20 protein-coding genes are annotated in these 22,550 nt (G+C 65.3%); 12 read left to right on the top strand and 8 right to left on the bottom strand.

Annotated features, from left to right (window positions below; all coding sequences use genetic code 11):
- The first annotated feature begins 88 nt into the window (after positions 1-88).
- From argH to lysA, 3 genes are all read left to right on the top strand, one after another.
- Complete coding sequence (gene argH, locus ACVMDN_RS32915; protein ID WP_076827431.1) at positions 89-1,486, top strand: argininosuccinate lyase; 1,398 nt, start codon at positions 89-91, stop codon at positions 1,484-1,486.
- Between the two features lie 92 nt (positions 1,487-1,578).
- Complete coding sequence (gene lptM / locus ACVMDN_RS32910; RefSeq protein WP_057017758.1) at positions 1,579-1,848, top strand: LPS translocon maturation chaperone LptM; 270 nt, start codon at positions 1,579-1,581, stop codon at positions 1,846-1,848.
- A gap of 16 nt (positions 1,849-1,864) precedes the next feature.
- Positions 1,865-3,130 carry a diaminopimelate decarboxylase gene (gene lysA / locus ACVMDN_RS32905; protein WP_057017759.1) on the top strand — a complete coding sequence of 422 codons (1,266 nt, stop codon included), beginning with the start codon at positions 1,865-1,867 and terminating at the stop codon, positions 3,128-3,130.
- Positions 3,131-3,366: 236 nt separating this feature from the next.
- Here the strand turns inward: lysA and ACVMDN_RS32900 are convergent, their stop codons facing one another.
- Both ACVMDN_RS32900 and ACVMDN_RS32895 read right to left on the bottom strand, forming a co-directional pair.
- A complete protein-coding gene (locus ACVMDN_RS32900; protein ID WP_076827435.1) occupies positions 3,367-4,278 on the bottom strand; it encodes an NAD(P)-dependent oxidoreductase in 912 nt (303 codons plus the stop codon).
- Between the two features lie 198 nt (positions 4,279-4,476).
- A complete protein-coding gene (locus ACVMDN_RS32895; protein WP_018268955.1) occupies positions 4,477-4,860 on the bottom strand; it encodes a carboxymuconolactone decarboxylase family protein in 384 nt (127 codons plus the stop codon).
- Positions 4,861-5,032: 172 nt separating this feature from the next.
- Here ACVMDN_RS32895 and ACVMDN_RS32890 point away from each other — a divergent pair, with 172 nt between their 5' ends.
- From ACVMDN_RS32890 to ACVMDN_RS32875, 4 genes are all read left to right on the top strand, one after another.
- On the top strand, positions 5,033-7,651 hold the full coding sequence (locus ACVMDN_RS32890) for a TIGR02302 family protein (protein WP_076827437.1): 2,619 nt from the start codon (positions 5,033-5,035) through the stop codon (positions 7,649-7,651).
- A gap of 397 nt (positions 7,652-8,048) precedes the next feature.
- Positions 8,049-9,284, top strand: a complete 1,236-nt coding sequence (locus ACVMDN_RS32885) for a pilus assembly protein TadG-related protein (protein WP_229191842.1) — start codon at positions 8,049-8,051, stop codon at positions 9,282-9,284.
- 74 nt (positions 9,285-9,358) lie between these two features.
- Complete coding sequence (locus ACVMDN_RS32880; protein ID WP_141340959.1) at positions 9,359-9,799, top strand: TadE/TadG family type IV pilus assembly protein; 441 nt, start codon at positions 9,359-9,361, stop codon at positions 9,797-9,799.
- Positions 9,796-10,173, top strand: coding sequence for a TadE/TadG family type IV pilus assembly protein (locus ACVMDN_RS32875; protein ID WP_244558795.1), 378 nt, complete (start codon positions 9,796-9,798; stop codon positions 10,171-10,173). The genes ACVMDN_RS32880 and ACVMDN_RS32875 overlap by 4 nt, the downstream gene beginning before the upstream one ends.
- A gap of 171 nt (positions 10,174-10,344) precedes the next feature.
- Here ACVMDN_RS32875 and ACVMDN_RS32870 read toward each other — a convergent pair whose 3' ends face one another.
- Entirely contained in the window at positions 10,345-10,722 is a 378-nt protein-coding gene (locus ACVMDN_RS32870) for a response regulator (protein ID WP_016845302.1), read from the bottom strand.
- Between the two features lie 37 nt (positions 10,723-10,759).
- Entirely contained in the window at positions 10,760-11,620 is an 861-nt protein-coding gene (locus tag ACVMDN_RS32865; RefSeq protein WP_076827438.1) for an MJ0042-type zinc finger domain-containing protein, read from the bottom strand.
- A gap of 181 nt (positions 11,621-11,801) precedes the next feature.
- On the opposite strand from ACVMDN_RS32865, the gene ftsE reads away from it, so the two are divergent.
- The 4 genes from ftsE (at position 11,802) to ACVMDN_RS32845 (ending at position 15,206) form a co-directional block, all read left to right on the top strand.
- Positions 11,802-12,461, top strand: coding sequence for a cell division ATP-binding protein FtsE (gene ftsE, locus ACVMDN_RS32860; RefSeq protein ID WP_016845305.1), 660 nt, complete (start codon positions 11,802-11,804; stop codon positions 12,459-12,461).
- Positions 12,454-13,425: a cell division protein FtsX gene (locus tag ACVMDN_RS32855; RefSeq protein WP_057017877.1), complete on the top strand. Its 972-nt coding sequence runs from the start codon at positions 12,454-12,456 to the stop codon at positions 13,423-13,425. Before ftsE ends, ACVMDN_RS32855 begins: the two co-directional genes overlap by 8 nt.
- 163 nt (positions 13,426-13,588) lie before the next feature.
- A complete protein-coding gene (locus tag ACVMDN_RS32850; protein ID WP_076827440.1) occupies positions 13,589-14,299 on the top strand; it encodes a YdcF family protein in 711 nt (236 codons plus the stop codon).
- 139 nt (positions 14,300-14,438) lie between these two features.
- Positions 14,439-15,206: a lysophospholipid acyltransferase family protein gene (locus ACVMDN_RS32845; RefSeq protein ID WP_057017876.1), complete on the top strand. Its 768-nt coding sequence runs from the start codon at positions 14,439-14,441 to the stop codon at positions 15,204-15,206.
- Positions 15,207-15,439: 233 nt separating this feature from the next.
- On the opposite strand, the gene ACVMDN_RS32840 is transcribed toward ACVMDN_RS32845, so the two are convergent.
- From ACVMDN_RS32840 to ACVMDN_RS32825, 4 genes are all read right to left on the bottom strand, one after another.
- Positions 15,440-16,663: an ABC transporter substrate-binding protein gene (locus tag ACVMDN_RS32840; RefSeq protein ID WP_057017875.1), complete on the bottom strand. Its 1,224-nt coding sequence runs from the start codon at positions 16,661-16,663 to the stop codon at positions 15,440-15,442.
- A 161-nt stretch (positions 16,664-16,824) separates the two neighbouring features.
- Complete coding sequence (locus ACVMDN_RS32835) at positions 16,825-18,306, bottom strand: aldehyde dehydrogenase (protein ID WP_057017874.1); 1,482 nt, start codon at positions 18,304-18,306, stop codon at positions 16,825-16,827.
- Between the two features lie 107 nt (positions 18,307-18,413).
- The gene (locus ACVMDN_RS32830; protein WP_076827442.1) at positions 18,414-18,884 is read right to left on the bottom strand and encodes a peroxiredoxin family protein; all 471 of its coding nucleotides are present in this window, start codon (positions 18,882-18,884) and stop codon (positions 18,414-18,416) included.
- Positions 18,885-18,941: 57 nt separating this feature from the next.
- Entirely contained in the window at positions 18,942-22,244 is a 3,303-nt protein-coding gene (locus ACVMDN_RS32825) for an efflux RND transporter permease subunit (protein ID WP_076827444.1), read from the bottom strand.
- Positions 22,245-22,308: 64 nt separating this feature from the next.
- On the opposite strand from ACVMDN_RS32825, the gene ACVMDN_RS32820 reads away from it, so the two are divergent.
- Positions 22,309-22,542 (top strand): hypothetical protein, encoded by a 234-nt coding sequence (locus tag ACVMDN_RS32820; RefSeq protein ID WP_141340958.1) that lies wholly within the window; start codon positions 22,309-22,311, stop codon positions 22,540-22,542.
- Positions 22,543-22,550 lie beyond the last annotated feature (8 nt).

Raw genomic sequence — 22,550 nt, 5'->3', positions numbered from 1 at the left:
CGGGAATACGACCGGAACTGCGGTGCTGTTTCGCCGCCTCCGGCCATGAAACCGCAAGGCTGAAATACGAATTCGTGAGCGAGATGTCATGAGCAACAAGATGTGGGGCGGCCGCTTCTCGGAACGTCCCGACGCGATCATGGAGGAAATCAACGTCTCCATCGACGTCGATCGTCACCTTTATGCCCAGGACATTGCCGCGTCCAAGGCCCACGCCGCGATGCTCGCTGCGCAGGGCATCATCACGTCCGCTGATGCGAAAAATATCGGCAAAGGTCTAGACACGATTTTGTCAGAGATCGGCAAGGGCGATTTCGATTTCAAGCGCGCGCTCGAGGACATTCATATGAATGTCGAGTCGCGGTTGTCCGAATTGATCGGGCCCGCGGCGGGCCGGCTGCACACCGCGCGCTCCCGCAACGACCAGGTCGCGACCGATTTCCGGCTTTATGTCCGCGACACCATCGATGAGACCGATGCGGCGCTGGCCGCGTTCCAGCAGGCGCTGGTCGCCCGAGCGCTGGAGCATGCCGGCACGGTGATGCCGGGCTTCACCCATCTGCAGACCGCGCAGCCCGTGACCTTCGGTCATCATCTCCTGGCCTATGTCGAGATGGCCAGCCGCGACCGCGGCCGCTTCGCCGACGCGCGCAAGCGGTTGAACGAATCGCCGCTGGGCGCGGCCGCGCTCGCCGGGACCTCGTTTCCGATCGACCGCGCCGCGACCGCAAAGGCGCTCGGCTTCGACCGTCCGATGGCCAATTCGCTCGACGCGGTATCCGACCGCGATTTCGTGCTGGAGACGCTGTCGGCGGCCGCGATCTGCGCAGTGCATATGTCGCGCTTCGCCGAGGAGATCGTGATCTGGACCTCGCCCTTGGTCGGCCTCGTCAAGCTCAGCGACAAGTTCACCACCGGCTCGTCGATCATGCCGCAGAAGCGCAATCCGGACGCGGCCGAGCTGGTCCGTGCCAAGACCGGCCGCGTGATCGGCGCGCTCACCGCGCTGCTGATCGTGATGAAGGGCCTGCCGCTCGCCTATCAAAAGGACATGCAGGAGGACAAGCAGGGCGCGATGGAGGCTTTCGAGGCGCTGTCACTGGCAATTCGCGCCATGACAGGCATGGTCGAGGACCTGGTGCCGGACGAAGCAAAGATGAAGGCCGCCGCCGGCGAGGGCTACGCCACCGCCACCGATCTTGCCGACTGGCTGGTGCGCACCCTGAAAATGCCGTTCCGTGACGCCCACCACGTTACCGGGCGCATCGTCGGCCTAGCATCGAAGCAGGGTGTGGCGCTGCACGAGCTGCCGCTCAAGGCCATGCAGGAGGTTGAGCCGAAGATCACGGCCGACGCGCTGAGGGTGCTCAGCGTCGAATCCTCTGTGCAGAGCCGGACCTCGTTTGGCGGCACGGCGCCGAAGAATGTGATGGCGCAGGCCAAGGCCTGGGCCAAGCGGCTGGAAAAAGAGCGAAAATTGGGCTGAACCGGAAAATTTGGCCGTGATTTCATGGCGCTCCGCCTCTCGCCAGAGCACGCCAATGTTTGTATGGTGCCGCCCGAATTGGGGAATTCGTCGTGATTAGCAAGAACCGCCTGACCCCCTCGGGATGGGCCATCATTGTGCTGGGCGTATCCGCGCTGGCGCTCGGCGGCTGCGGCCGCAAGGGACCGCTCGACCTGCCGCCGACCGCGAACGTCGCGCCGGGCGCGGCACCGAGCGACACCGAGAGCGAGCGGGCGGCGCAGCCCAGCGTGTTCAATCCGACCTATGGCTCGGAGGCCGCGCCGGCCGCGCCGCGAGGCAATAAACGGCCCTTCCTCCTCGATCCGCTGCTCGGCAATTAGTATTTAAAAGCGTGTCATGAACCATTTCGACTATCGCAACGGCGTGCTGCATGCCGAGGCGGTCAATCTCATTGAGCTGGCGGAGGCCGTCGGCACGCCGTTCTATTGCTATTCGACCGCGACGCTGGAGCGTCACTACCGCGTCTTCACCGAAGCCTTCGCCGGCGAGAAGGCGCTGGTCTGCTACGCCATGAAGGCGAACTCCAATCAGTCGGTGCTGCGCACGCTGGCCAAGCTCGGCGCCGGCGCCGACGTGGTATCCGGCGGCGAGTTGAAGCGGGCTCTGGCGGCCGGCATTCCGCCCTCGAAGATCGTGTTCTCCGGGGTCGGCAAGACCGAAGGCGAGCTGCGCGCCGCGCTCGCAACTGACATCCTCTGCATCAATATCGAGTCCGAGCCGGAGCTCGAGATGCTGTCGCGTCTCGCGGTCGAGATGAAGAAGACGGCCCGCATCTCGGTGCGGGTCAATCCCGATGTCGACGCCGGCACCCATGCCAAGATCTCGACCGGCAAGTCCGAGAACAAGTTCGGCATTCCGATCGCCCGCGCCCGCGAGGTCTATGCCCGCGCGGCAAAGCTGCCGGGCATCAAGGTCACCGGTACCGATGTGCATATCGGCAGCCAGATCACCGATCTGGGCCCGCTGGAGGTCGCTTTCCGGCTGCTCGCCGAATTCGTGCAGACGCTGCGCGCCGACGGCCACGACATCTCGCATATCGATTTCGGCGGCGGCCTCGGCATCCCCTACTACATGGATCGCGCCGCGCCGCCGGCGCCGGACGCCTATGCGGCGATGGTCAAGCGCGTCACGCACAATCTCGGCTGCACGCTGATGTTCGAGCCGGGACGCATGATCGTCGGCAATGCCGGCATCCTCGTCACCCGCGTGATCCATGTGAAGCCGGGCGATGCCAAGAACTTCGTCATCATCGACGCGGCGATGAACGACCTGATCCGGCCGACGCTGTACGAAGCGCATCACGACATTCTGCCGGTGCGCCAGCCCGCGCCCGGCACCCCGACCATGGTCGCGGATGTAGTCGGCCCGGTCTGCGAGACCGGCGATTACCTCGCGCTCGATCGCGCGCTGCCGCAGCCGAAGGCCGGCGATCTGCTGGCGATCATGACCGCCGGCGCCTACGGCGCGGTGCAGTCCGGCACCTACAACACGCGGCCTCTGGTGCCCGAAGTGCTGGTCAAAGACGACCAGTACGCCGTGGTCCGCCCGCGCATCGACGTCGACGCCCTGATCGCGATGGACAAGCCGGCGCCGTGGCTGTGATGGCCGGTGTCGCGCTTCACTAACGGTGTCGTCCCTGCCTAGTGCGCAATTGCGCACGGGAGCAGGGACCCATAACCACCGCTCCTGATTGTTGTCCTGAGCTGGGGCCGCAGCTCAGCTAAACCACGAAGTCCTGTGGTGATGGGTCCCGGGTCGCGCGGAGCCTGTCATCGGGCGGCGCTTCGCGCCGACCCGTTGGCTTGCCCGGGACGACAGCGTTTATTTCGGCGAGAGCGTTACTTCGCGGCGTGCGCGCCGCCTTTACCGCCGCCGACGATCACGCCCGCGGCCTTCTCGATCGGCTTGATCGCCGCGGTGAAGTCCGACTCCGGTCCCTCGTCGCGGATGATGACTTCCCAGAGCCGGCCGACCGCCTCGGCGATTTCCATCGACAGCCCGAGCGCGCGCATTTCCTCGACCGCAAGCCGCACGTCCTTCACCATCAAGCCGGTGGCGAAGCCGAAGTCGAAGCTGCGCGGCAAGACCGAGCGCGGAAACTTGTCGCGGCTCGCGGTGTTCAGCCCGGAGCCGGCATTGATGACGTCGATCATCACGGCCGGATCGAGCCCGGACTTGACACCCATCACAACAGCCTCCGAGGTCGCCACCATCGCGGTCGCCGACAGGAAGTTGTTGGCGAGCTTCATGGTCTGGCCGGAGCCCGGCTTGGTGCCGATGAAGAACACCTTGCCGATGACGTCGAGCGCGCCCTTCACCAGTTCGAAATCGGCGCGCGGGCCCGACACCATCACTGCCAGCGTGCCCTTCTCGGCGCCGGCGACGCCGCCGGAGACCGGGCTGTCGATCTGCACGATGTTCTTCTTGGCCAACAGCTCGTGGATCTTCACCGCCATCCGCGAGCCGACGGTGGAGAGGTCGATGAAGCGTTTGACGCGCGTGCCCTCGATCACGCCGCCCGCGCCGGTCGCCACCTCGAGTGAGGCCTGCAGCGAGGGCAGGCTCGCCATCACGGTCTCGACGCGGTCGGCGATGTCCTTGGGCGAGGTTGCGGCCACCGCGCCGAGTGCGACCAGCCTGTCGAGCGCGTCCTTGCTGGTGTCGAACACGGTGAGCTTGTGGCCGGCCTCGATCAGCCGGCGTGCCATCGGGAAGCCCATCTTCCCGAGGCCGATGAATCCGATTTCCATGAGTCGTTTCCTCTATGTCGTTGTGTGCGATATGCGCGCCTCCCACACGATGTCGTCTCTGCGAAAGCAGGGACCCATAACCCCAGGACTAAGTTGTTTGGTGCAGTCGGGGCCACAGCCGTCGTAACCACGACGAGCTGTGGTTATGGGTCCCGGCTCGCGCTTCGCTTGGCCGGGACGACAACGAGTGGAGCTCGCTCACGCCTTGTTGTCGAGTTCGGCGAACACCTCGCGCGCGATGCGGAAGCTGTCGACGCCGGCGGGGATGCCGGCATAGATCGAGACCTGCATGAAGATCTCGCGGATTTCGTCGCGGGATACGCCGTTGGTCAGCGCGCCCTTGATGTGGGCCTTCAATTCGTGCGGCCGGTTCAGGATCGAGATCATGGCGAGGTTGAGCATGCTGCGGGTCTTGCGCGGCAGTTCCTCGCGGCCCCAGACCGCGCCCCAACAATATTCGGTGACCAGTTCCTGGAATGGTTTGTTGAAGCTGTCCGAATTCTTCAGCGCATTGTTGACATAGGCTTCGCCCAGCACCGCCTTGCGGATTTCAAGCCCCTTGTCGTGCGTTTTTTGGTCCATATCGCGTTCCTCATGCGTTAATGCGATGGTTCGGCCGCGACGTTACGGGGTCGAACCGCCGCAGTCACGCCTTCGTGTTATGCGTATTTCCCGGTGTGGGTTACGTCCTGGAACGGGTGCCTCAAAGCCGCCGCCGTGCTAGGCTGACCTGCCGGCTACCCCGGAGATTTTATTGAGCGGAGCCAACATCGACCCCTCTGACCCGTCACGCGCCGTCCGCGACAGCGATGCGATCGCGCGGCTGAAACTGACAGAGGCTCTGCAGCGGGCAAGGTTCGCGATTGGGTGGGAACGGGCTTGGCCGCATCTGGCCCGGTTCCTGACGGTCGCAGGATTGTTCCTGGTCGCGTCCTGGGCCGGGCTGTGGCTGGTGCTGCCGTTTGTCGCACGCGTGGCCGGCGCCGGCCTGTTCGCGATTGCCGCGCTCGCGGCGCTGTCGCCGCTGGTGCGCTTCCGCTGGCCGAGCCGCGAGGAGGGCCTGAGCCGGCTCGACCGCGGCGCCGGCATTCGCCATCGTCCGGCGACCACGCTCTCCGACACGCTCACCAACAAGGACCCGTTTGCGCTGGCGCTGTGGCAGGCGCAGCGCGAGCGCACGCTGGCCTCGATCAAGCGCATCCGCGCCGGGCTGCCGCGGCCGCGCGTGTCGCTGCACGACCCCTGGGCGCTGCGCGCGCTGGTCATCGTGATGCTGGTCGCGAGCTATGTCGCCGCCGGCGACGAGCGCGGCCTGCGGGTCGCCTCCGCATTCGACTGGAACGGCATCATGGCGCCGGCCAATGTCCGGGTCGATGCCTGGGTGACGCCGCCCAACTACACCGGCAAGCCGCCGATCATTCTGTCGAACGCCAACAAGGACGCCAACGCGGCGGACACCACCCCGCTCGCGGTTCCGGCCGGCAGCACGCTCCTGGTACGCTCCAGCGGCGGCAGCATCGACGTCGTCGTCGGTGGCGGTGTTACCGAGGTCGCGCCGGACGGGCAGGCGCCCAAGGGCACCAACGAGCGGCATTTCAAGATCACCGGCGACGGCACCGCGCATGTCCGCGCGCCGGCCGGCCAGCCGCAATGGAAGTTCACTGCGACGCCGGACCGCCCGCCGTCGATTGTGCTCGCCAAGGATCCGGAGCGGCAGGCGCGCGGCGCGCTGCAGATGTCCTACCGGCTCGAGGACGATTACGGCGTCAGCGAAGCGCGCGCGCAATTCGCGGTGCGGCCGACCGATGCGCCGAAGGAGGCTGACGGCAAGAAGGATGCCGACGGCAAGGCGGCGCAACCACGGCCGTTGTTCGAGCCGCCGCAATTCGCGCTGGTGCTGCCGAATGCGCGCACCCGCAACGGCGTCGGCCAGACCGTGAAGGACCTCAGTGAGGATCCCTATGCCGGCGCCGACGTGACCTTGACGCTGACGGCCAAGGACGAGGCCGGCAATGAGGGCAAGAGCGAGCCGTTCAACATGCGGCTGCCGGAGCGCCTGTTCACCAAGCCGCTGGCGCGCGCGCTGATCGAGCAGCGCCGTATCCTGGCGCTCGACGCCAACCAGAACGGCCAGGTGTTCGCCGCGCTCGAGGCGCTGATGATCGCGCCCGAAATGTTCATGCCGGAGACCGGCTATTACCTTGGCCTGCACACCGTGAGCCGGCAGCTCGAGGCGGCGCGCACCGACGACCAATTGCGCGAGGTGGTCGCCAGCCTGTGGTCGCTCGCCGTCACCATCGAGGACGGCAATATCTCGGACGTCGACAAGGCGCTGCGCGCGGCGCAGGACGCGCTCAAGCAGGCGCTCGAGCGCGGCGCGACCGACGAGGAGATCAAGAAGCTCACCGACAATCTGCGCGCCGCGCTGGACAATTTCCTCCGCCAGATGGTCGAGCAGTTCCGCAACAATCCGCAGCAGCTCGCCCGGCCGCTCGATCCCAATGCCAAGGTGCTGAGCCAGCAGGATCTCAAGAACATGCTCGATCGCATGGAGCGGCTGTCACGCTCCGGCGACAAGGATGCGGCGCGGCAGCTGCTCGAGCAGATGCAGCAGATGCTGGAAAACCTGCAAATGGCGCAGCCCAATCAGGGCGACGACGACATGCAGCAGTCGCTCAACGAGCTCGGCGACATGATCCGCAAGCAGCAGCAATTGCGCGACAAGACCTTCAAGCAGGGCCAGGATTCCCGCCGCGACCGCATGCGCGGCAAGCAGGGCGAGCAGTCGATGGGCGACCTGCAGCAGGACCAGCAGGCGCTGCGCGACCGCTTGAAGAAGCTGCAGGAAGAACTCGCCAAGCGCGGCATGGGACCGGACCAGCGCGGCCAGAAGGGCCAGAAAGGCCAGGGTCAGAAGGGCGACCAGGCGCAGCCGGGCGATCAAGGCGGCGACCAGGGCGATGACGGCGATGACGGGCTCGACCAGGCCGATTCCGCGATGGGCGATGCCTCCGGGCGGCTCGGCGAGGGCAATGCCGACGGCGCGGTGGATTCGCAGGGCCGTGCGCTGGATGCGCTGCGCAAGGGCGCCCAGAGCCTCGCCGACGCGATGCAGCAGGGCGATGGCGACCAGCCGGGCGACAGCCCCGGCAACCGCGCCGGCCGCCAGCAGAGCGGCGGCAACCAGACCGATCCGCTCGGCCGCCCGTTGCATGGCCGGGAATTCGGCGACGACTACACGGTGAAGATCCCCGGCGAGATCGACGTGCAGCGCGTCCGCCGCATCCTCGAAGAGCTGCGCCGCCGCCTCGCCGATCCGTCGCGGCCGCAGATCGAGCTCGACTACATCGAGCGGCTGCTGAAGGATTATTGAGCGCCTCGTCCTTCGACTGTCGTCATCCGTGAAAGCTCGTGCCTACTCACGAGACATCGGCGCTTTGAATCGAACGGCCACGGCCACCTGTATGCCGCGCTTCCACTGGAATGACGCGGAATCTGCACGACGGTCGTAAGCCTGCGGACGTCAGCTTCTGCGGGCTACGCGCCCCGTATTCCAATCGGTGCGATCGGGACCGGGTGTCGTCCGCCCGTTGCGCACAATTTTCCTAAAATTGTCGGGTTCCCGTTGGTGCGCATTTAAGTCGCTTGCGTCACCTTACTTCGGAAAATTGGCAAGCGTCTCAGGAGAGCACATGAGGCACAGCCGTTTATTCATTGCATCGTCATACCGGCCATTGGGTATTACTCGCCGGCACCAACATCAGACCAGCTTGGTTCGACAATTCGTTCGAGACCAGTCGGGCAGCTATGTGATCATTTCAGCGCTGCTCATGCCGGTCCTGGTCGGCACGGCAGGGCTGGGTACCGAAGTGGGATGGTGGTACTACAAACATAAGAACATGCAGAGTGCCGCCGACTCCGGCGCGGTGAGCGCCGCAACGGCGGCAAGTGCAGGCGCCGACCTTTTGTCCGAAGCCAATGCGGTCACGGCAAACTACGGTTACGCGAACGGGGCGAACAACGTCACGGTCAGGGTGAATCAACCGCCGAAGACCGGCAGTCAGACGTCGAACCTGCAGGCGGTCGAAGTCATCGTGAGCCAACCGCAACAGCGGTTGCTGTCAGCCTTGTTCGGCTCGGCCCCTGTGCCGGTCACCGCGCGCGCGGTCGCGCTGCCGAATTCCGGGACGGGCTGCGTGCTTGCGCTCAACGCCAGCGCCAGTCCCGCGGTCAACGTGAGCGGCGGCAACCAGCTCAACCTGATCAAGTGCAACCTTTACAGCAACTCGGGTGCAAGCCCATCGCTCAACGTGGCCGGCAGCGCGACGGTCGCCGCCAATCAGGTCGGCGTCGTCGGCGACGTCTCCGGCACCAGCAACATCACGGCCACCAACGGCGTCAAGACGCATGTGAAGCCAATGGCTGACCCGTATGCGAACGTCTCTCCGCCGTCGAAGCCGAGCTGCACGAACGCCAAGATTACGGTCAATTCCAACGGAAAGACGAACTCCCTCAGCCCCGGCTGCTACTCGGGCAGTATTACGGTGAACGCCGGCGCAACGCTGAACCTCGATCCAGGCATCTATTACCTGGACGGCTCGAACTTGAGCGTCGCGGGCAACGCCACCATCACGGGCAGCGGCGTGACCCTGGTCTTTACGGGCTCGGGAAGCAAGTGGGGCACGGCTTCGATCGGCAGCAACGCGATCGTCGATCTGACGGCGCCGACCTCCGGCTCCACGAAGGGCATCGTCATGTATGGCGACCGCAACATGCCGGCCGGGACTACCTTTAATCTCACGGGTGGTGCCACCCAGAACTTCGGCGGCGCCATCTACCTGCCGAAGGCCGACCTCAGCTTCGGCGGTGGCAACGGCACAAGCACATCATGCACCAAGATCATCGCGGACACGCTGACGTTCAGCGGCACGTCGAACCTTCAGGTCAATTGTTCGGCGCTCGGCACCGCGACGATAGGCACGCAAACCGCGCAACTCATCGAGTGAGGTTGGCCCCGATGCAAATCCAGAGATCCTCATCCAACAGCCGTGGTCGATTGGTTTTCTCTCTGACGCGGCTTGTGCGCACCGCCGTTCACGACAGGGGCGGCGTCGCGGCCATCGAATTCGGGATCATGATCCCGTTGCTGTCCCTGATGGTCGTCTCGGTAACCGACATCGGACTCGCGCTCTATCGCAAGATGCAGGTCGAGAATGCCGCGCAGGCGGGAGCGCAATACGCCATCGTGCGCGGCTTTGACGAGACTGGCGTCACCAGCGCCGTAACAGCCGCCACGAATTCCACAGCCATCAATGCTTCGCCCAAGCCGTACCAGTTTTGCGGGTGCCCGACCAGTTCGGGGGTCAGCACCGTCAGTTGCGGTGCGGTCTGCCCCAGCGGCGCGCAGGCCGGAACATATGCCATGGTTTCGGCGCAAGGGACCTACTACACGCTGATCAATTATCAGATTGTGGCGGCCACCTACACCTATAGCGCCCAGTCCACTGCGAGGCTGCAGTGAAACTCACACCGCTATGGCGGGACAATCGAGGGGCCTCCGCGCTGGAATTCGCCCTGACCGCTCCCGTGTTCTTCCTGTTCATATTTGGCATCATCGAATTCGGACTGCTGTTCTGGACTCAGCTCGGGCTGCAGCACGGCTCCGAAATGGCGGCGCGTTGCGCGACCGTCAACAGCACGCTCTGTCCAAGCGGCAGCGCCATCACGAATTACGCCGCGCAGCAGGCGTTCGGCCTCACGCTCCCGGCGCAGACATTCACCTATTCCACGTCAGCCTGCGGCAACGTGGTCAGCGCGAGTTATGCATTTCAATTTGCGCAATTTCTCAATCTGTCCCCGGTGACGCTGACCGCCCGGGCATGCTTTCCGAGTTGAGCTCGTAACCCTAGTGTCCCGAATCCGAAGTTCGCATCATTTGCCGCACCTTCGGAGCGAACTTCGGATTCGATAAAGACACTAGCAAATTTATGATTCTAGTGTGCTTTATGAATGCGAAGTTCGTGAAAGTGGCTGCCGCGAAATCGCACGAACTTCGCATTCAGCACACTAGCCGGCCTTCCGCGCCGCCAGCGCGTCCGCGACTGCGGTGCGGATATCGGCCACCGAGAACGGTTTCGTCACCACGTCATGCACGATCGCCTCGAGGCCGGAGGCGCGTTCGCGCTGATGGGCGAAGCCGGTCATCAGCAGGATCTTCAGCGCAGGGAAGTCGCGCGCCGCGGTCAGCGCCAGCGCGATGCCATCCATCACGGGCATCTGGATGTCGGTGAGCAGAAGGTCGAACGCGCCTTCGTCGCGCGTCAGCACCTCCAGCGCCTCGGCGCCGTCCTGCGCGGTCACGGTTTCGTGGCCGTCCATGGCGATGGCGCGCGCCACCAGCGAGCGCATTGAGTCTTCGTCGTCGGCGATCAGAACACGCGTCATGGTGATTGGTCGGTTCCCGATGGAGTTGGCCGGCGGCTCACGCGCGGCCGCCGGTGAGATCACGCTTGTTGAAGAAGCGTACGTCGATATTGCGGCCTTCGGGCGGCGGCGAGGCGAGGCGCGACTTGAAGAAGGCCCGCTCGCCGGGATTGAGCACCGGCTGCTCCAGCACGGCGTTCCAGGCATAGATTTCGGCGCCCTGGGCGTCGCGGACCGAGAAGCGCAGCCGCGGCAATTCGACCGGCTTCCTGGTCTGGCCGACGATCATGCCCTCGATCACCAGCACCGGCTTGCCGTCCACGGTCTCGTTGGTGATCTTGAGATCCTTGAAGGCGAGCCCGCGCAGATTCACGTCGAGCCCGGCCATCTTGTAGAACAGCGCGGTCTGCGGCAGCAGCCGCACCACGTCGTTGCGCCAGACGAACAGCGCGATGATCAGCGCGGCCATGGCGCCGCAGGTGGTCGGCAGGGCGCCGATCACCGGCATGAACGGAATTCGGGGCAGGGCGGGCAGGCGGAACAGGCGGGGAAGCCGGGGCAGGCGGAAGCGGCCCCTGGTTCCCGCGTCCCCGGCATGGGCCACTGCATCCGCCTCGGCCAGCGCCGGCCATTCCGTGTCGGCGTCGCTGCCCTCGGTGGGCAAATCGGCCGAAATCGAGGGGCTCTCGACCATCGGGGTCGCGTCAGCCTCCTCCCGGCCCACGGCCTCCCATTCGGCGGCGAGGTCGGATCCGGCGGACTGATAGGCCAGAGTGGGCGCGGTCGCCCCGATGGCGTCCTCCGGCCGGGCCAGCCAGACCTCCCGGCAGCGGGAACAACGGACGGTACGTCCGGCCTCGCCAAGGGTGGCCGGATTGATGGCGTAGGATGTTGTACAATGCGGGCAGACAATATGCATGGAGGCCGAATCTCCACCGTGTGGATGCCCGGATGCTACTTAGCGACCGTTAACGAATCGGAAACCATAACCGAAGCACAAGCTTTCTGTGCGGTTCGCGGGCGCTCGGCCGGGGTTCGGGCCGTCTTCGCCGTCGGTGTAGGGTATTGGGCCATCGGCCCTCTCGAACGGAGCTAGCGCATTGGTTCGGTTCGAAAATGTCGGTCTGCGCTACGGGCTCGGCCCGGAGATTTTGCGCGACCTCTCGTTCATGATCCCGGCGCACTCGTTCCAGTTCCTGACCGGGCCGTCGGGCGCGGGCAAGACCTCGCTGCTGCGGCTGTTGTTCCTGTCGTTGCGGCCGACCCGCGGGCTGGTCAATCTGTTCGGCAAGGACGTCTCGCTGCTGAGCAAGGATCAGGTCGCCGACCTGCGCAAGCGGATCGGCATCGTGCTGCAGGATTTTCGCCTGCTCGATCACATGACCACCTATGAGAACGTCGCGCTGCCGTTCCGCGTGATGGGCCGCGAGGAATCGAGCTATCGCCGCGAGGTGATCGATCTCTTGAAATGGGTTGGCCTCGGCGAGCGCATGGACGCGCTGCCGCCGATCCTGTCGGGCGGCGAGAAGCAGCGCGCCGCGATCGCGCGCGCGGTGATCTCGCGGCCGCAACTGCTGTTGGCGGACGAGCCGACCGGCAGCGTCGATCCGACGCTCGGGCGCCGCCTGCTGCGGCTGTTCATCGAGCTCAACAAATCCGGCACCGCGGTCATCATCGCGACCCACGACATCACGCTGATGGATCAATACGAAGCGAGGCGGCTGGTGCTGCATCAGGGACGGCTGCACATCTATGAATAGGAGCGGCGACGAGAAAGTGTCGTTGGTCGATCTCGGGCGCGAACGCCCGCAGGTCCCGGCCACTGCGCGCAACATGTCGCCGATCGTGCCGCGGGCGTCGATTTCGGGCCGTGCACTGGTCGCGGTCGTCGCGATCATGACCTTCCTCGCCTCGCTGACGACAGGCACCGTGCTGCTGGTCAGCGCGTCAGCCGCCGAATGGCAGTCGGAAGTATCGAGCGAGATCACCATCCAGGTGCGCCCCTCGCCGGGCCGTGACCTCGATCGCGACGCGCAGGCCGCGGTGGACGCTATGCGGGCGCAGCCCGGCATTCTCGAGGTCCGTCCGTTCAGCAGGGAGGAATCCGCCAAGCTGCTGGAGCCGTGGCTCGGCAGCGGGCTCTCGATCGACGAACTGCCGGTGCCGCGCGTCATCGTGGCGCGGGTGCAGCCCGGCACCACGCTCGATCTCGCCGGCTTACGCGCGCGGGTGACGCAGGCGGCGCCGACCGCAAGCGTCGACGATCACCGCGCCTGGATCGAGCGCATGCGCTCGATGACCGGCGCCACGACGTTCGCCGGCGTCGGCATCCTCATCCTCGTGATCATCGCAACCATCATCTCGGTGTCGTTCGCGACCCGCGGCGCGATGGCCGCCAACCGCCCGATCGTCGAGGTGCTGCATTTTGTCGGCGCCGGCGACAGCTTCATCGCCAACCGCTTCCTGCGGCATTTCCTTCGGCTCGGCCTCGAAGGCGGGCTGATCGGTGGCGGTGCGGCGATGCTGGCGTTCGGCTTCTCCGAGTCGATCGCCAACTGGTTCTCCGGCACGCCGGTCGGCGACCAGTTCGCGGCCCTGCTCGGCACGTTCTCGCTGCGTCCGTCGGGCTATCTGGTGCTGGCGATGCAGGCGGTGCTGATCGCGGCGATCACCGCGTGGGCATCGCGGCGCACCCTGTTTGCCACGCTCGACGACATCGACTGACGGCGCTGCGAAACTCGAAATCATGGCGCCGCCTCGTGATCGCATTTCGTCGCCCAGGTGTGATTTCGCGCGCGTGCACGCGGCACTGGTCCCGGGGAAAACCGGTTTCCACTTTTCCGGATCATGCTTTAAAATCGCCCGGGGGGAAGGATAACCGCATCACATGAGTTTGCAGTCCGACGATACGTCGCCGAATGGCTTTGCCGCGCGCCCGCGCGGCTGGCTGCGCGCCGTTATCGTCGCGCCGCTGGCGCTTGCCTTCGTCGCCGCGGCGGTCGGCTTTGTCGGCTTCCTCTCGCAATTGCGCGGCGTCGAGACCGACCCGCCGCAAAATGCCGACGGCATCGTGGTGCTGACCGGCGGCTCGTCGCGGGTGTCCGACGCCATGGAACTGTTGGCCGCCGGCTACGGCAAGCGTTTGCTGATCTCGGGCGTACATCCGACCAACGACGCCAGCGACATTTCTCGCTCGGTGCCGGACAGCAAGGGGCTGATGAGCTGCTGCGTCGATCTCGACCGCTCGGCGCTGAACACCCGCAGCAACGCGGCGGAGACGCGGCGCTGGGCGCGCGAGCGCGGCTTCAAGTCGCTGATCGTGGTGACCTCGAACTACCACATGCCGCGGGCGATCGTGGAACTGTCACATGCGATGCCCGACGTCACGCTGATCCCGTTCGCGGTGGTCGGCGACAAATGGCGCGACGAGCCGTGGTGGACGAGCGGCGCGACGTTCCGTCTCTTGCTATCGGAATACGCCAAATATGTCGCCGCCGAGATGCGGGTGCGGCTGGCCGGTCTCGGCCTCGACCTGACCTCCGATCTCGCCGAGCCGGCTGCCGCGCCGCGCCGCCCGGCGACGGCGCAGGCGAATTGATGTATCAGGCACCGTCATTCCGGGGCGATGCGCGGCATCGAACCCCAATTCGTAATTGCGAATTGTGGAATCTCGAGATTCCGGGTCTGGTGCTGACGCACCATCCCGGAATGACGGTGTAAAGGATAGTGTTGAGAGAATGACTTCAATCTTCCTGCGCTCGCTGATCTTCAACGTGCTGTTCTATCTCGTGCTGGTGGTGCTCTGCATCATCGCGCTGCCGGCGCTGCTGTTGCCGCGGGGGGCGTTGATGGCGCTCGAAGTCGCGTGGGCCAACACCAGCCTGTTCCTGATGCGCGTGATCTGCAACATCAGGATCGAGTTTCGCGGGATCGAGAAGATACCGAGCGGGCCGCTGGTCGTCGCCTCGAAGCACCAGTCGTTCTGGGAGACGTTCGCGCTGGTGCGCTTCTTCGAGCATCCGCTGTTCATCCTGAAGCGCGAGCTGATGATGATCCCGGTGTTCGGCTGGTACCTCAAGAAGGTCGGCATGATCTCGGTCGAGCGCGGCGGCGGCCCGCGCTCGCTGATCAAGACGCTGAAGCGCGCGGCGGCCGAGGTGAAGCTCGGCCGGCAGCTTGTGATCTTTCCCGAGGGCACCCGTACCGCACCAGGGGCGCCGCCGAACTACAAGGCCGGCGTCGCGCAGATCTATGCCGAGAGCGGCGTGCCGTGCCTGCCGATCGCGCTCAATTCCGGGCTGTTCTGGCCGCGCCGCACCTTCATGCGCTATCCGGGGACGCTGGTGGTCGAATTCCTCGATCCGCTGCCGCCGGGATTGCCGCGCGATGAGTTCATGGCTCGCTTGCGCGACCAGATCGAAACCGCCACCACCCGCATCGTCGAGGCCGGCCGCGCCGAGCAGGCGAAATTGTTCGGCGGTGTGCCGAACGCGGCGAAAGGGTAGGGCGCAGCACAAGCCCTGGTGCGGTTGCTGCCGGGAATTTCGTGCGCGCGGTTTCGTCGGTCCCTTCAGAAATCGTCATGCCCGGGCTTGTCCCGGGCATCCACGTTTTTGGTTCGGCCTGAAGCAAGACGGTGGATGGCCGGGCACAGGCAAGCCGAAGCGATGCCGTCCTTCGGGCGGCTGCCCGGCTCATGACGATGCGGAGAGTTACCGTATCGCGAAAGGCGTCGCCATCACTGACCGGCCGCCGCGTCGGTGTTGAAGGTCTCGCCTTGCGGCACCCAACTCTTGCCGTCGAACGTCGCGATCTGCATCTGCGTGAACGGCGCATAGCGGTCCGGCCGCGTCGAGATAGCGATGCCGGGCAGCAGCAACGGCGCAACCACCTTGTTGAGGTTGGTTGCCTGCTTCAGCAAATTCTCGCGCGTCAGATCATCGCCGCACATCTCGATGACCTTCACCGTCATATAGGCCGAGATGTAGCCGGTGACGTTGCTGCCGTCGGCGATGTCGCCTTGCGGATACCACTTCGCCAGGAATTCCTTGAACTCCTTCACGTCGGCGGCGTTCTCCCAGGTGGGATCGGTCGGCGTCTTGAACGCCAGCGCGGTCAATAATCCCTTCGAAGCTTCGATGCCGGCCGGCTCCATGACGCCCTTGATCGATGAGGAGACGCTGACCACGTAGTTCAGCGGTTTCCATCCGAGCTCGTAGACCTTGCGTATCGCCTGCGCGCCGAACTTGGGCGTCGCCATCGTGAACAGCGTGTCGGCGCCGGAGGCTTTCAGGGAGACGATCTGCGAATCGACCGTCGGATCGGAAACCTCGTAGGTCACTTCCTTCACGATCATCGTCTTCGCCTTGTCGCCGAGGCCATCCTTCAGCCCCTTGACGTAATCCTTTCCGGCATCATCGTTCTGGGAGAACACGCCGAGCTTCGCGTCGGGCTTGTTCTTCAACAGATATTTGGCGAAGATCATGCCCTCCATCTGGTAGGGCGGATAAAGCTGGGTGGTCCACGGGAAGTTCTTCGGGTCGTCCCATTTTGCCGCGCCCGTCGAAATGAAGATCTGCGGGACCTTCTTCTGGTTCAGATACTTCTGGATCGCTGAATTGGTCGGCGTGCCGATGGTGCCTATGATCGCCAGCACCTCGTCCTGTTCGACGAGGCGTCGCGTCTGCTCCACGGTCTTCGGCGGCGAATAGGCGTCGTCCAGTGAAATCAGCTTGATCTTTCGGCCGTTCACGCCGCCCTTCGCGTTGATCATCGCGTAGTAGGCCTCTTCGAGACGCCCCTGGGTGCCGTAGGCGGACGCCGGGCCGCTATAGGGCATGGTCTGGCCGATCTTCACCTCGGTATCGGTGACACCGGGGCCGTATTTCTTGTCGGCGAGGGCAGGTTGGGCGGTGGCGAGCATCAGCGCGCAGAACACTGCGCGTGAGTAACGAAACGTCATGGCGAATCTCCCCAAGTATCGGCCACGCTCTTCGGCGTGTGCCGTGGGGCTGATGATCGCTGCTCCACCCTGCACGTCAAGTGCGACAGCTCGGCGCGCGGGTGCCGTCGTACCGCTGTGCGTCCGGGAGCGGTGAAGCAAGCGATGTCAGTGCGGAAAACTCACCGCATCACGAACGGATTGGCCGGCACGTCCGTCGCGGTCGAGATCCAGACGCTCTTGGTCTCCTGATATTCGCGGACCGCGTCGATGCCGCTTTCGCGGCCGACGCCGGAGTGCTTCATGCCGCCGAACGGCATCATGTAGCTGATGGCCCGGTAGGTGTTCACCCACACGGTGCCCGCGCGCAGTTGCTTCGGCACGCGGATGGCGCGCGCGAGATCCTTGGTCCAGATGCCGGCGGCGAGGCCGTAGATCGTGTCGTTGGCGATCCGGATGGCGTCCTCCTCGGTGTCGAAAGAGATGATCGACAGCACCGGTCCGAACACCTCCTCGCGCGCGATCCGCATGGTGTTGTCGACGTCGGTGAAGATGGTCGGTTCGACGAACTGGCCGCCCTTGATGCCGTCGCCGGTGGCCGGCTTGCCGCCGAGCAGGCAGCGCGCGCCCTCGGCCTTGGCGATGTCGATATAGTCGAGCACCTTCTTGTACTGCGCCGGCGTCGTGATCGGGCCGACATTGGTGTCGGACTGCATGGGATCGCCGATCTTGGCGGACTTTGCCAGCTCCAGCACCCGCGCGACGAATTTTTCCTTGATCGAGCTCTGCACCAGAAGGCGCGATCCCGCGATGCAGGTCTGCCCCGTGGCAGCGAAGATGCCGGAGATCGCGCCGGCCGCGGCGGCGGTGAGGTCGGCGTCCTCGAACACGATGTTGGGCGACTTGCCGCCGAGCTCGAGCGAGACGCGCTTCAGGCTCTTGGCTGCGGTCTCGTAGACCTTTGCGCCGGTCGTATCGGATCCCGTGAAGGTGATCTTGGCGACGCCGGGATGGGCGATCAGCGCGGAGCCCGCCTCGGGACCGAAGCCGGTCACCACGTTGAAGATGCCGTCGGGAATTCCGGCTTCCTTGGTCAGCGCGGCGAATTCCAGCGTGCTGGCCGAGGTGAATTCCGACGGTTTGACGACCACGGCGCAACCAGCGGCGAGCGCGGCGGCGCACTTCCAGGCGACGAACAGCAGCGGCGAATTCCAGGCGGTCAGCGCCGCGACCACCCCGACCGGCTCATGGGTCGTGTAGGCAAAGGTCTCCGCCTTGTCGATCGGCACCAGGCCGCCCTCGAGCTTGTCGACGAGCCCGCCGAAATACCACCACCACTCCGGATGGTAGCGCAACTGGCCGAGCATCTCGGCCATCAGCTTGCCGTTGTCGCGCACCTCGATCTCGGCAAGGCGCTCGGCATTGGCCGCGACGAGGTCGCCGAGCTTGCGCATCACCTTGCCGCGTGCGGAGGCCGTCATCTTCGCCCAGGGGCCGCGCCACATCGCCTCATTGGCTGATTTCACCGCCTTGTCGGCGTCGGCGGCCGTGCCGCGCGGAATCTTCGCCCAGGCCTCGCCGCGATAGGGATCGATGCTGTCGAACCATTCGCCATTGGCGGGGTCGACATACTGGCCGTTGATGTAGAGCTGATAGGTTTTCATGACATCCTCCCGCAAGGCGATGGTTCTGGTTGGCGGAACGCTATCACGCATTGCGCGACGCCGTCATAACGCAGTCGCGTGAGCCGGGTTGCAGCCGAGGCGGGCCGCTATCGGCCATGCGGCGCGGCAAGCTCGGCCGCGATGATCGCGCCGAGCGCCATGTCGCTCTGTTGTCCGAAGCCATGATGCACGACGTTGCCGTCGCGGCCGATGAGGATGCTGGTCGGCGTTCCCTGCATGCCGTAGCGCTGCATGGTGACCGGGATCGGCGTGCCTTCGCCGGCCTCGTCGACGCCGATCGGGAAGGTCAGCCGGTACTCGTGGATGAAGGCTTCCAGCGACACCTCCGTCATCGCCGCGTGGTGCTCGAATACGGTGTGCAGCCCGATCACCTGCAGGTCCGAATGCTTGAACAGCTCGAACGCGCGCTGGGTCTGCGGCGTGCCGTGCGCGACGCAGCCGGGGCACAGCATCTGGAACGCGTGCAGCAGCACCGGCCGGCCGCGCAGCCCAGCCAGGGTCAGCGGCTCGCTGGTGTTGAACCAGCGCGACGCGGCGATATCAGGTGCGAGAGTCACAGATCGGTTCCTTGCGTCCGCTCACGGCGCAAGGTTGGCAACATCGATACCGGTCTGTCAACGACCGGCGGCGCTTGATGCCGCGGCCCGGCGTGCGCGGCGCGCGGCGCGGCGGCGCTGGGTCCAGAGCCTGGCACGGTCGAGATAGAGATAGACCACCGGCGTCGTGTAGAGCGTCAGGATCTGGCTCAGGATCAGGCCGCCGAAGATCGCGATGCCGAGCGGCTGACGCAGTTCGCTGCCTTCGCCGAGGCCGATCATCAGCGGCACCGCGCCGAACAAGGCAGCCAGCGTCGTCATCATGATCGGCCGGAAGCGCATCAGGCAGGCCTCGTAGATCGCATCGCGCGACGACAGCCCGCGCTGGCGCTCGGCATCGAGAGCGAAGTCGATCATCATGATGGCGTTCTTCTTCACGATGCCGACCAAGAGGATCACCCCGATCATGCCGATGATGTCGAAATCGGTGTGCGACAGCATCAAGGCCGCCACCGCGCCGACGCCTGCCGAGGGCAAAGTGGAGAGGATGGTCAGCGGGTGGATGTAGCTCTCGTAGAGCATGCCGAGCGAGATGTAGATCGTCGCCAGCGCGGCGAGGATCAGGAACAGCTCGTTCGCCAGCGCCTGCTGGAAGATTTTCGCGGAGCCCGCAAACCCGCCGGAAATGCCCGCGGGCATGCCGAGCGCGTGCATCGCGTTCTCGATCGTGGTGGTCGCTGTGCTCAGCGAGACGCCCGGCGGCAGGTTGAACGAGATGGTACTCGAGACCAGGAGATCCTGGTGGTTGACGGAAAGCGGCGTCTCGCCGTGCTCGAAGCTTGCGACGCTCGACAGCGGGATCATGGTCTCCGCGCTGGTGGAGACCGCGGTACCGGTCGATGCGACGCCCTTTCCGGTGGCGCCGATCGAATTGGTGGCCTGGTTGCGCACCACATTGGCGGCGACCGCGCTGACCGAGCTTTTTTGCGAGGACGAGGCCACCGTGCCGGCCACGGCATTGGTGCTCTGCGTGCCGCTCGCCGAGCCGCCCGAGGTCGAGATATAGACCTCCTTGAGGGTCTGCGGGTCCTGCGAGAAACGCGGCGCGACCTCCATGATGACATGATACTGGTTGCGCGCGACGAAAATGGTCGAGACTTGGCGCTGCCCGAACGCGTCATAGAGCGTGTTGTCGAGCTGGCTGACGGTGATCCCGAGCCGGGAGGCGGCGTCGCGATCGATGATCAGATTGGCTTGCAGCGCCTTGTTCTGCTGGTCGCTGTTGACGTCGGCGAGCGTCGGCTCCTTCTGCAATGCCGCGACGAGCTTCGGCGTCCACTCGTTCAGCTCCTCGAAGGTCGAGCCCTTCAGCGTGTACTGATACGCCGCATTGCCCGAGCGTCCGCCGGCGCCGAGGTCGCCGATCGATTGCAGGAACAGCGTGGCGCCCGCGACGCTTGCCAACGGCTCGCGCAGCCGCTCGATCACCTTGTCGGCGCGCAGCCGGCGCTCGTCCATCGGCTTCAGCGAGGCGAACACGGTGCCGGTGTTGGTGCCGCCGGGACCCACGCCGCCGCCGCCGGTGAAGCCGACCGCGGTGTCGACCGCCGGATCCGACTTCACGATGTCGATGAACTGGGTCAGCTTCTGCTGCATCAGCTGGAACGAGGTGCTCTGGTCGGCCTGGATCGAGCCGACCAGCAATCCGGTGTCCTGCTGCGGCACGAAGCCCTTGGGCACCACCTTGTAGAGATGGAAGTTCAAATAGAGCGTCGAGCAGAGGATCAGCATCACCAGGAGCGGATGGCGCAGCGCGAGGCCGAGCGTCGCGCGGTAGCCGTTCAGCATCAGCTCGAAGATGCGTTCGCTGATCCGGTAGATCCGGCCGTGCGGCCGGCCCTCCTCCTTGCGCAGCAGTACCGCGCACATCATCGGCGTCGTGGTCAGCGAGACCACCAGCGAGATCACGATCGCGATCGTGATGGTCATGGCGAATTCGCGGAACAGGCGGCCAACCAGGCCGCCCATCAGCAGGATCGGCACGAACACCGCGATCAGCGACACGCTCATCGACAGCACCGTGAAGCCGACCTCGCGGGTGCCGACCAGCGTGGCCTCGAGCCGCGACAGCCCGGCGTCCATGTGCCGGGTGATGTTCTCCAGCACCACGATGGCGTCGTCGACCACGAAGCCGGTCGCCACCGTCAGCGCCATCAGCGAGAAGATGTCGAGCGTGTAGCCGAGTAGATACATCACGGCGAACGTCGCGATCAATGACACGCCGACCGCCACCACCGGGACCAGCGTGGCCCGGGCATTGCGCAGGAAGGCGAACACCACAAGGATCACCAGCGCCACCGCGATCAACAGCGTGATCTCGACGTCGTGCAGCGAGGCCCGGATTGTCTTCGAGCGGTCCATCGCGAGGGTGATGTCAACCGCAGGCGAGACCGAGGCCTTCAGCTGCGGCATCAGCCCTTTCACGGTGTCGACCATCTTGATGATGTTGGCGCCCGGCTGCCGGTACACGATCATCACGACGGCCGGCTTGCCGTTGGAAAGGCCGAGCGTGCGCACATTCTCGACGGAATCGATCACGTCGCCGACATCGGTCAGGCGCACCGCCGCGCCGTTGCGGTAGGCGACGACCAGCGGCCTGTAGTCGGCCGCCTTGCGGGCCTGGTCGTTGGCGTAGATCTGGTAGCGCTGGTTGCCGACGTCGATGCCGCCCTTCGGGCTGTGCGCATTGGCGCTCGAGAGCGCGGCGCGGACGTCCTCGAGCCCGATGCCGTATTTGTACAGCGCCGGCGGGATCAGCTCGACGCGCACCGCCGGCAGCGAGCCGCCGCCGACCGAGACTTCGCCGACGCCCTCGACCTGCGACAACTTCTGCGCCAGCACGGTCGAGGCGGCGTCATAGAGCTCGGCCGGCGTCAGCGTGTCCGAGGTCAAGGTGTAGATCAGGATCGGCGCCGAGGCCGGGTTGAACTTGCGGTAGGTCGGGTTGGCGCGCAGGTTGGTCGGCAGGTCCGCCCGCGCCGCGTTGATCGCCGCCTGCACGTCGCGCGCAGCGCCGTTGATGTCGCGGTCGATATCGAACTGCAGCGTGATGCGGGCAGAGCCGAGCGAGGACACCGACGTCATTTCGGTGACGCTGGCGATCTGGCCGAGGTGGCGCTCGAGCGGGCTTGCCACCGTGGAGGCGACGTCGGCCGGGCTGGCGCCGGGCAGGGTCGCCTGCACCATGATGGTCGGGATGTCGACGTCGGGCAGCGGCGACACCGGCAGCTTGAAGAACGCAATGATGCCCGCCACCACCAGTCCAAGCGACAGCAGCGTGGTGCCGACCGGCCGTCGGACAAAGGGGGCGGAGAGGTTCATCGAATTTGCGAGCGCTGTTTGCGGATCAGCTTCTATCCGTCCGCGCCGGGATGCAAAAGCCTAAATGTCACAGGGCGGCGCCATACCGCCGCCGCGATTTGCCGGATGCACCGCGGCGCACGCCGAAAAACGAGGATCTGGCAAAACCCGTTTACAAAGGCTGATCGATGATGGTGGCGAAGCGCAGTCGCAAGCACTGCGCAAAGGCCAAATGAAGAAGCTCAAGGCATTCCGCAAGTCGCCGGATAGTCCGCTCGGCGAGGTCGTTAAACGACGGTTGGCCAAGCGAACTAAGTAGAGCCTCGC

The organism is Bradyrhizobium sp. USDA 4510, from assembly GCF_054059095.1.
The sequence above is the reverse complement of the archived record's forward strand: the minus strand, read 5'-3'. Positions and strand labels throughout refer to the sequence as shown.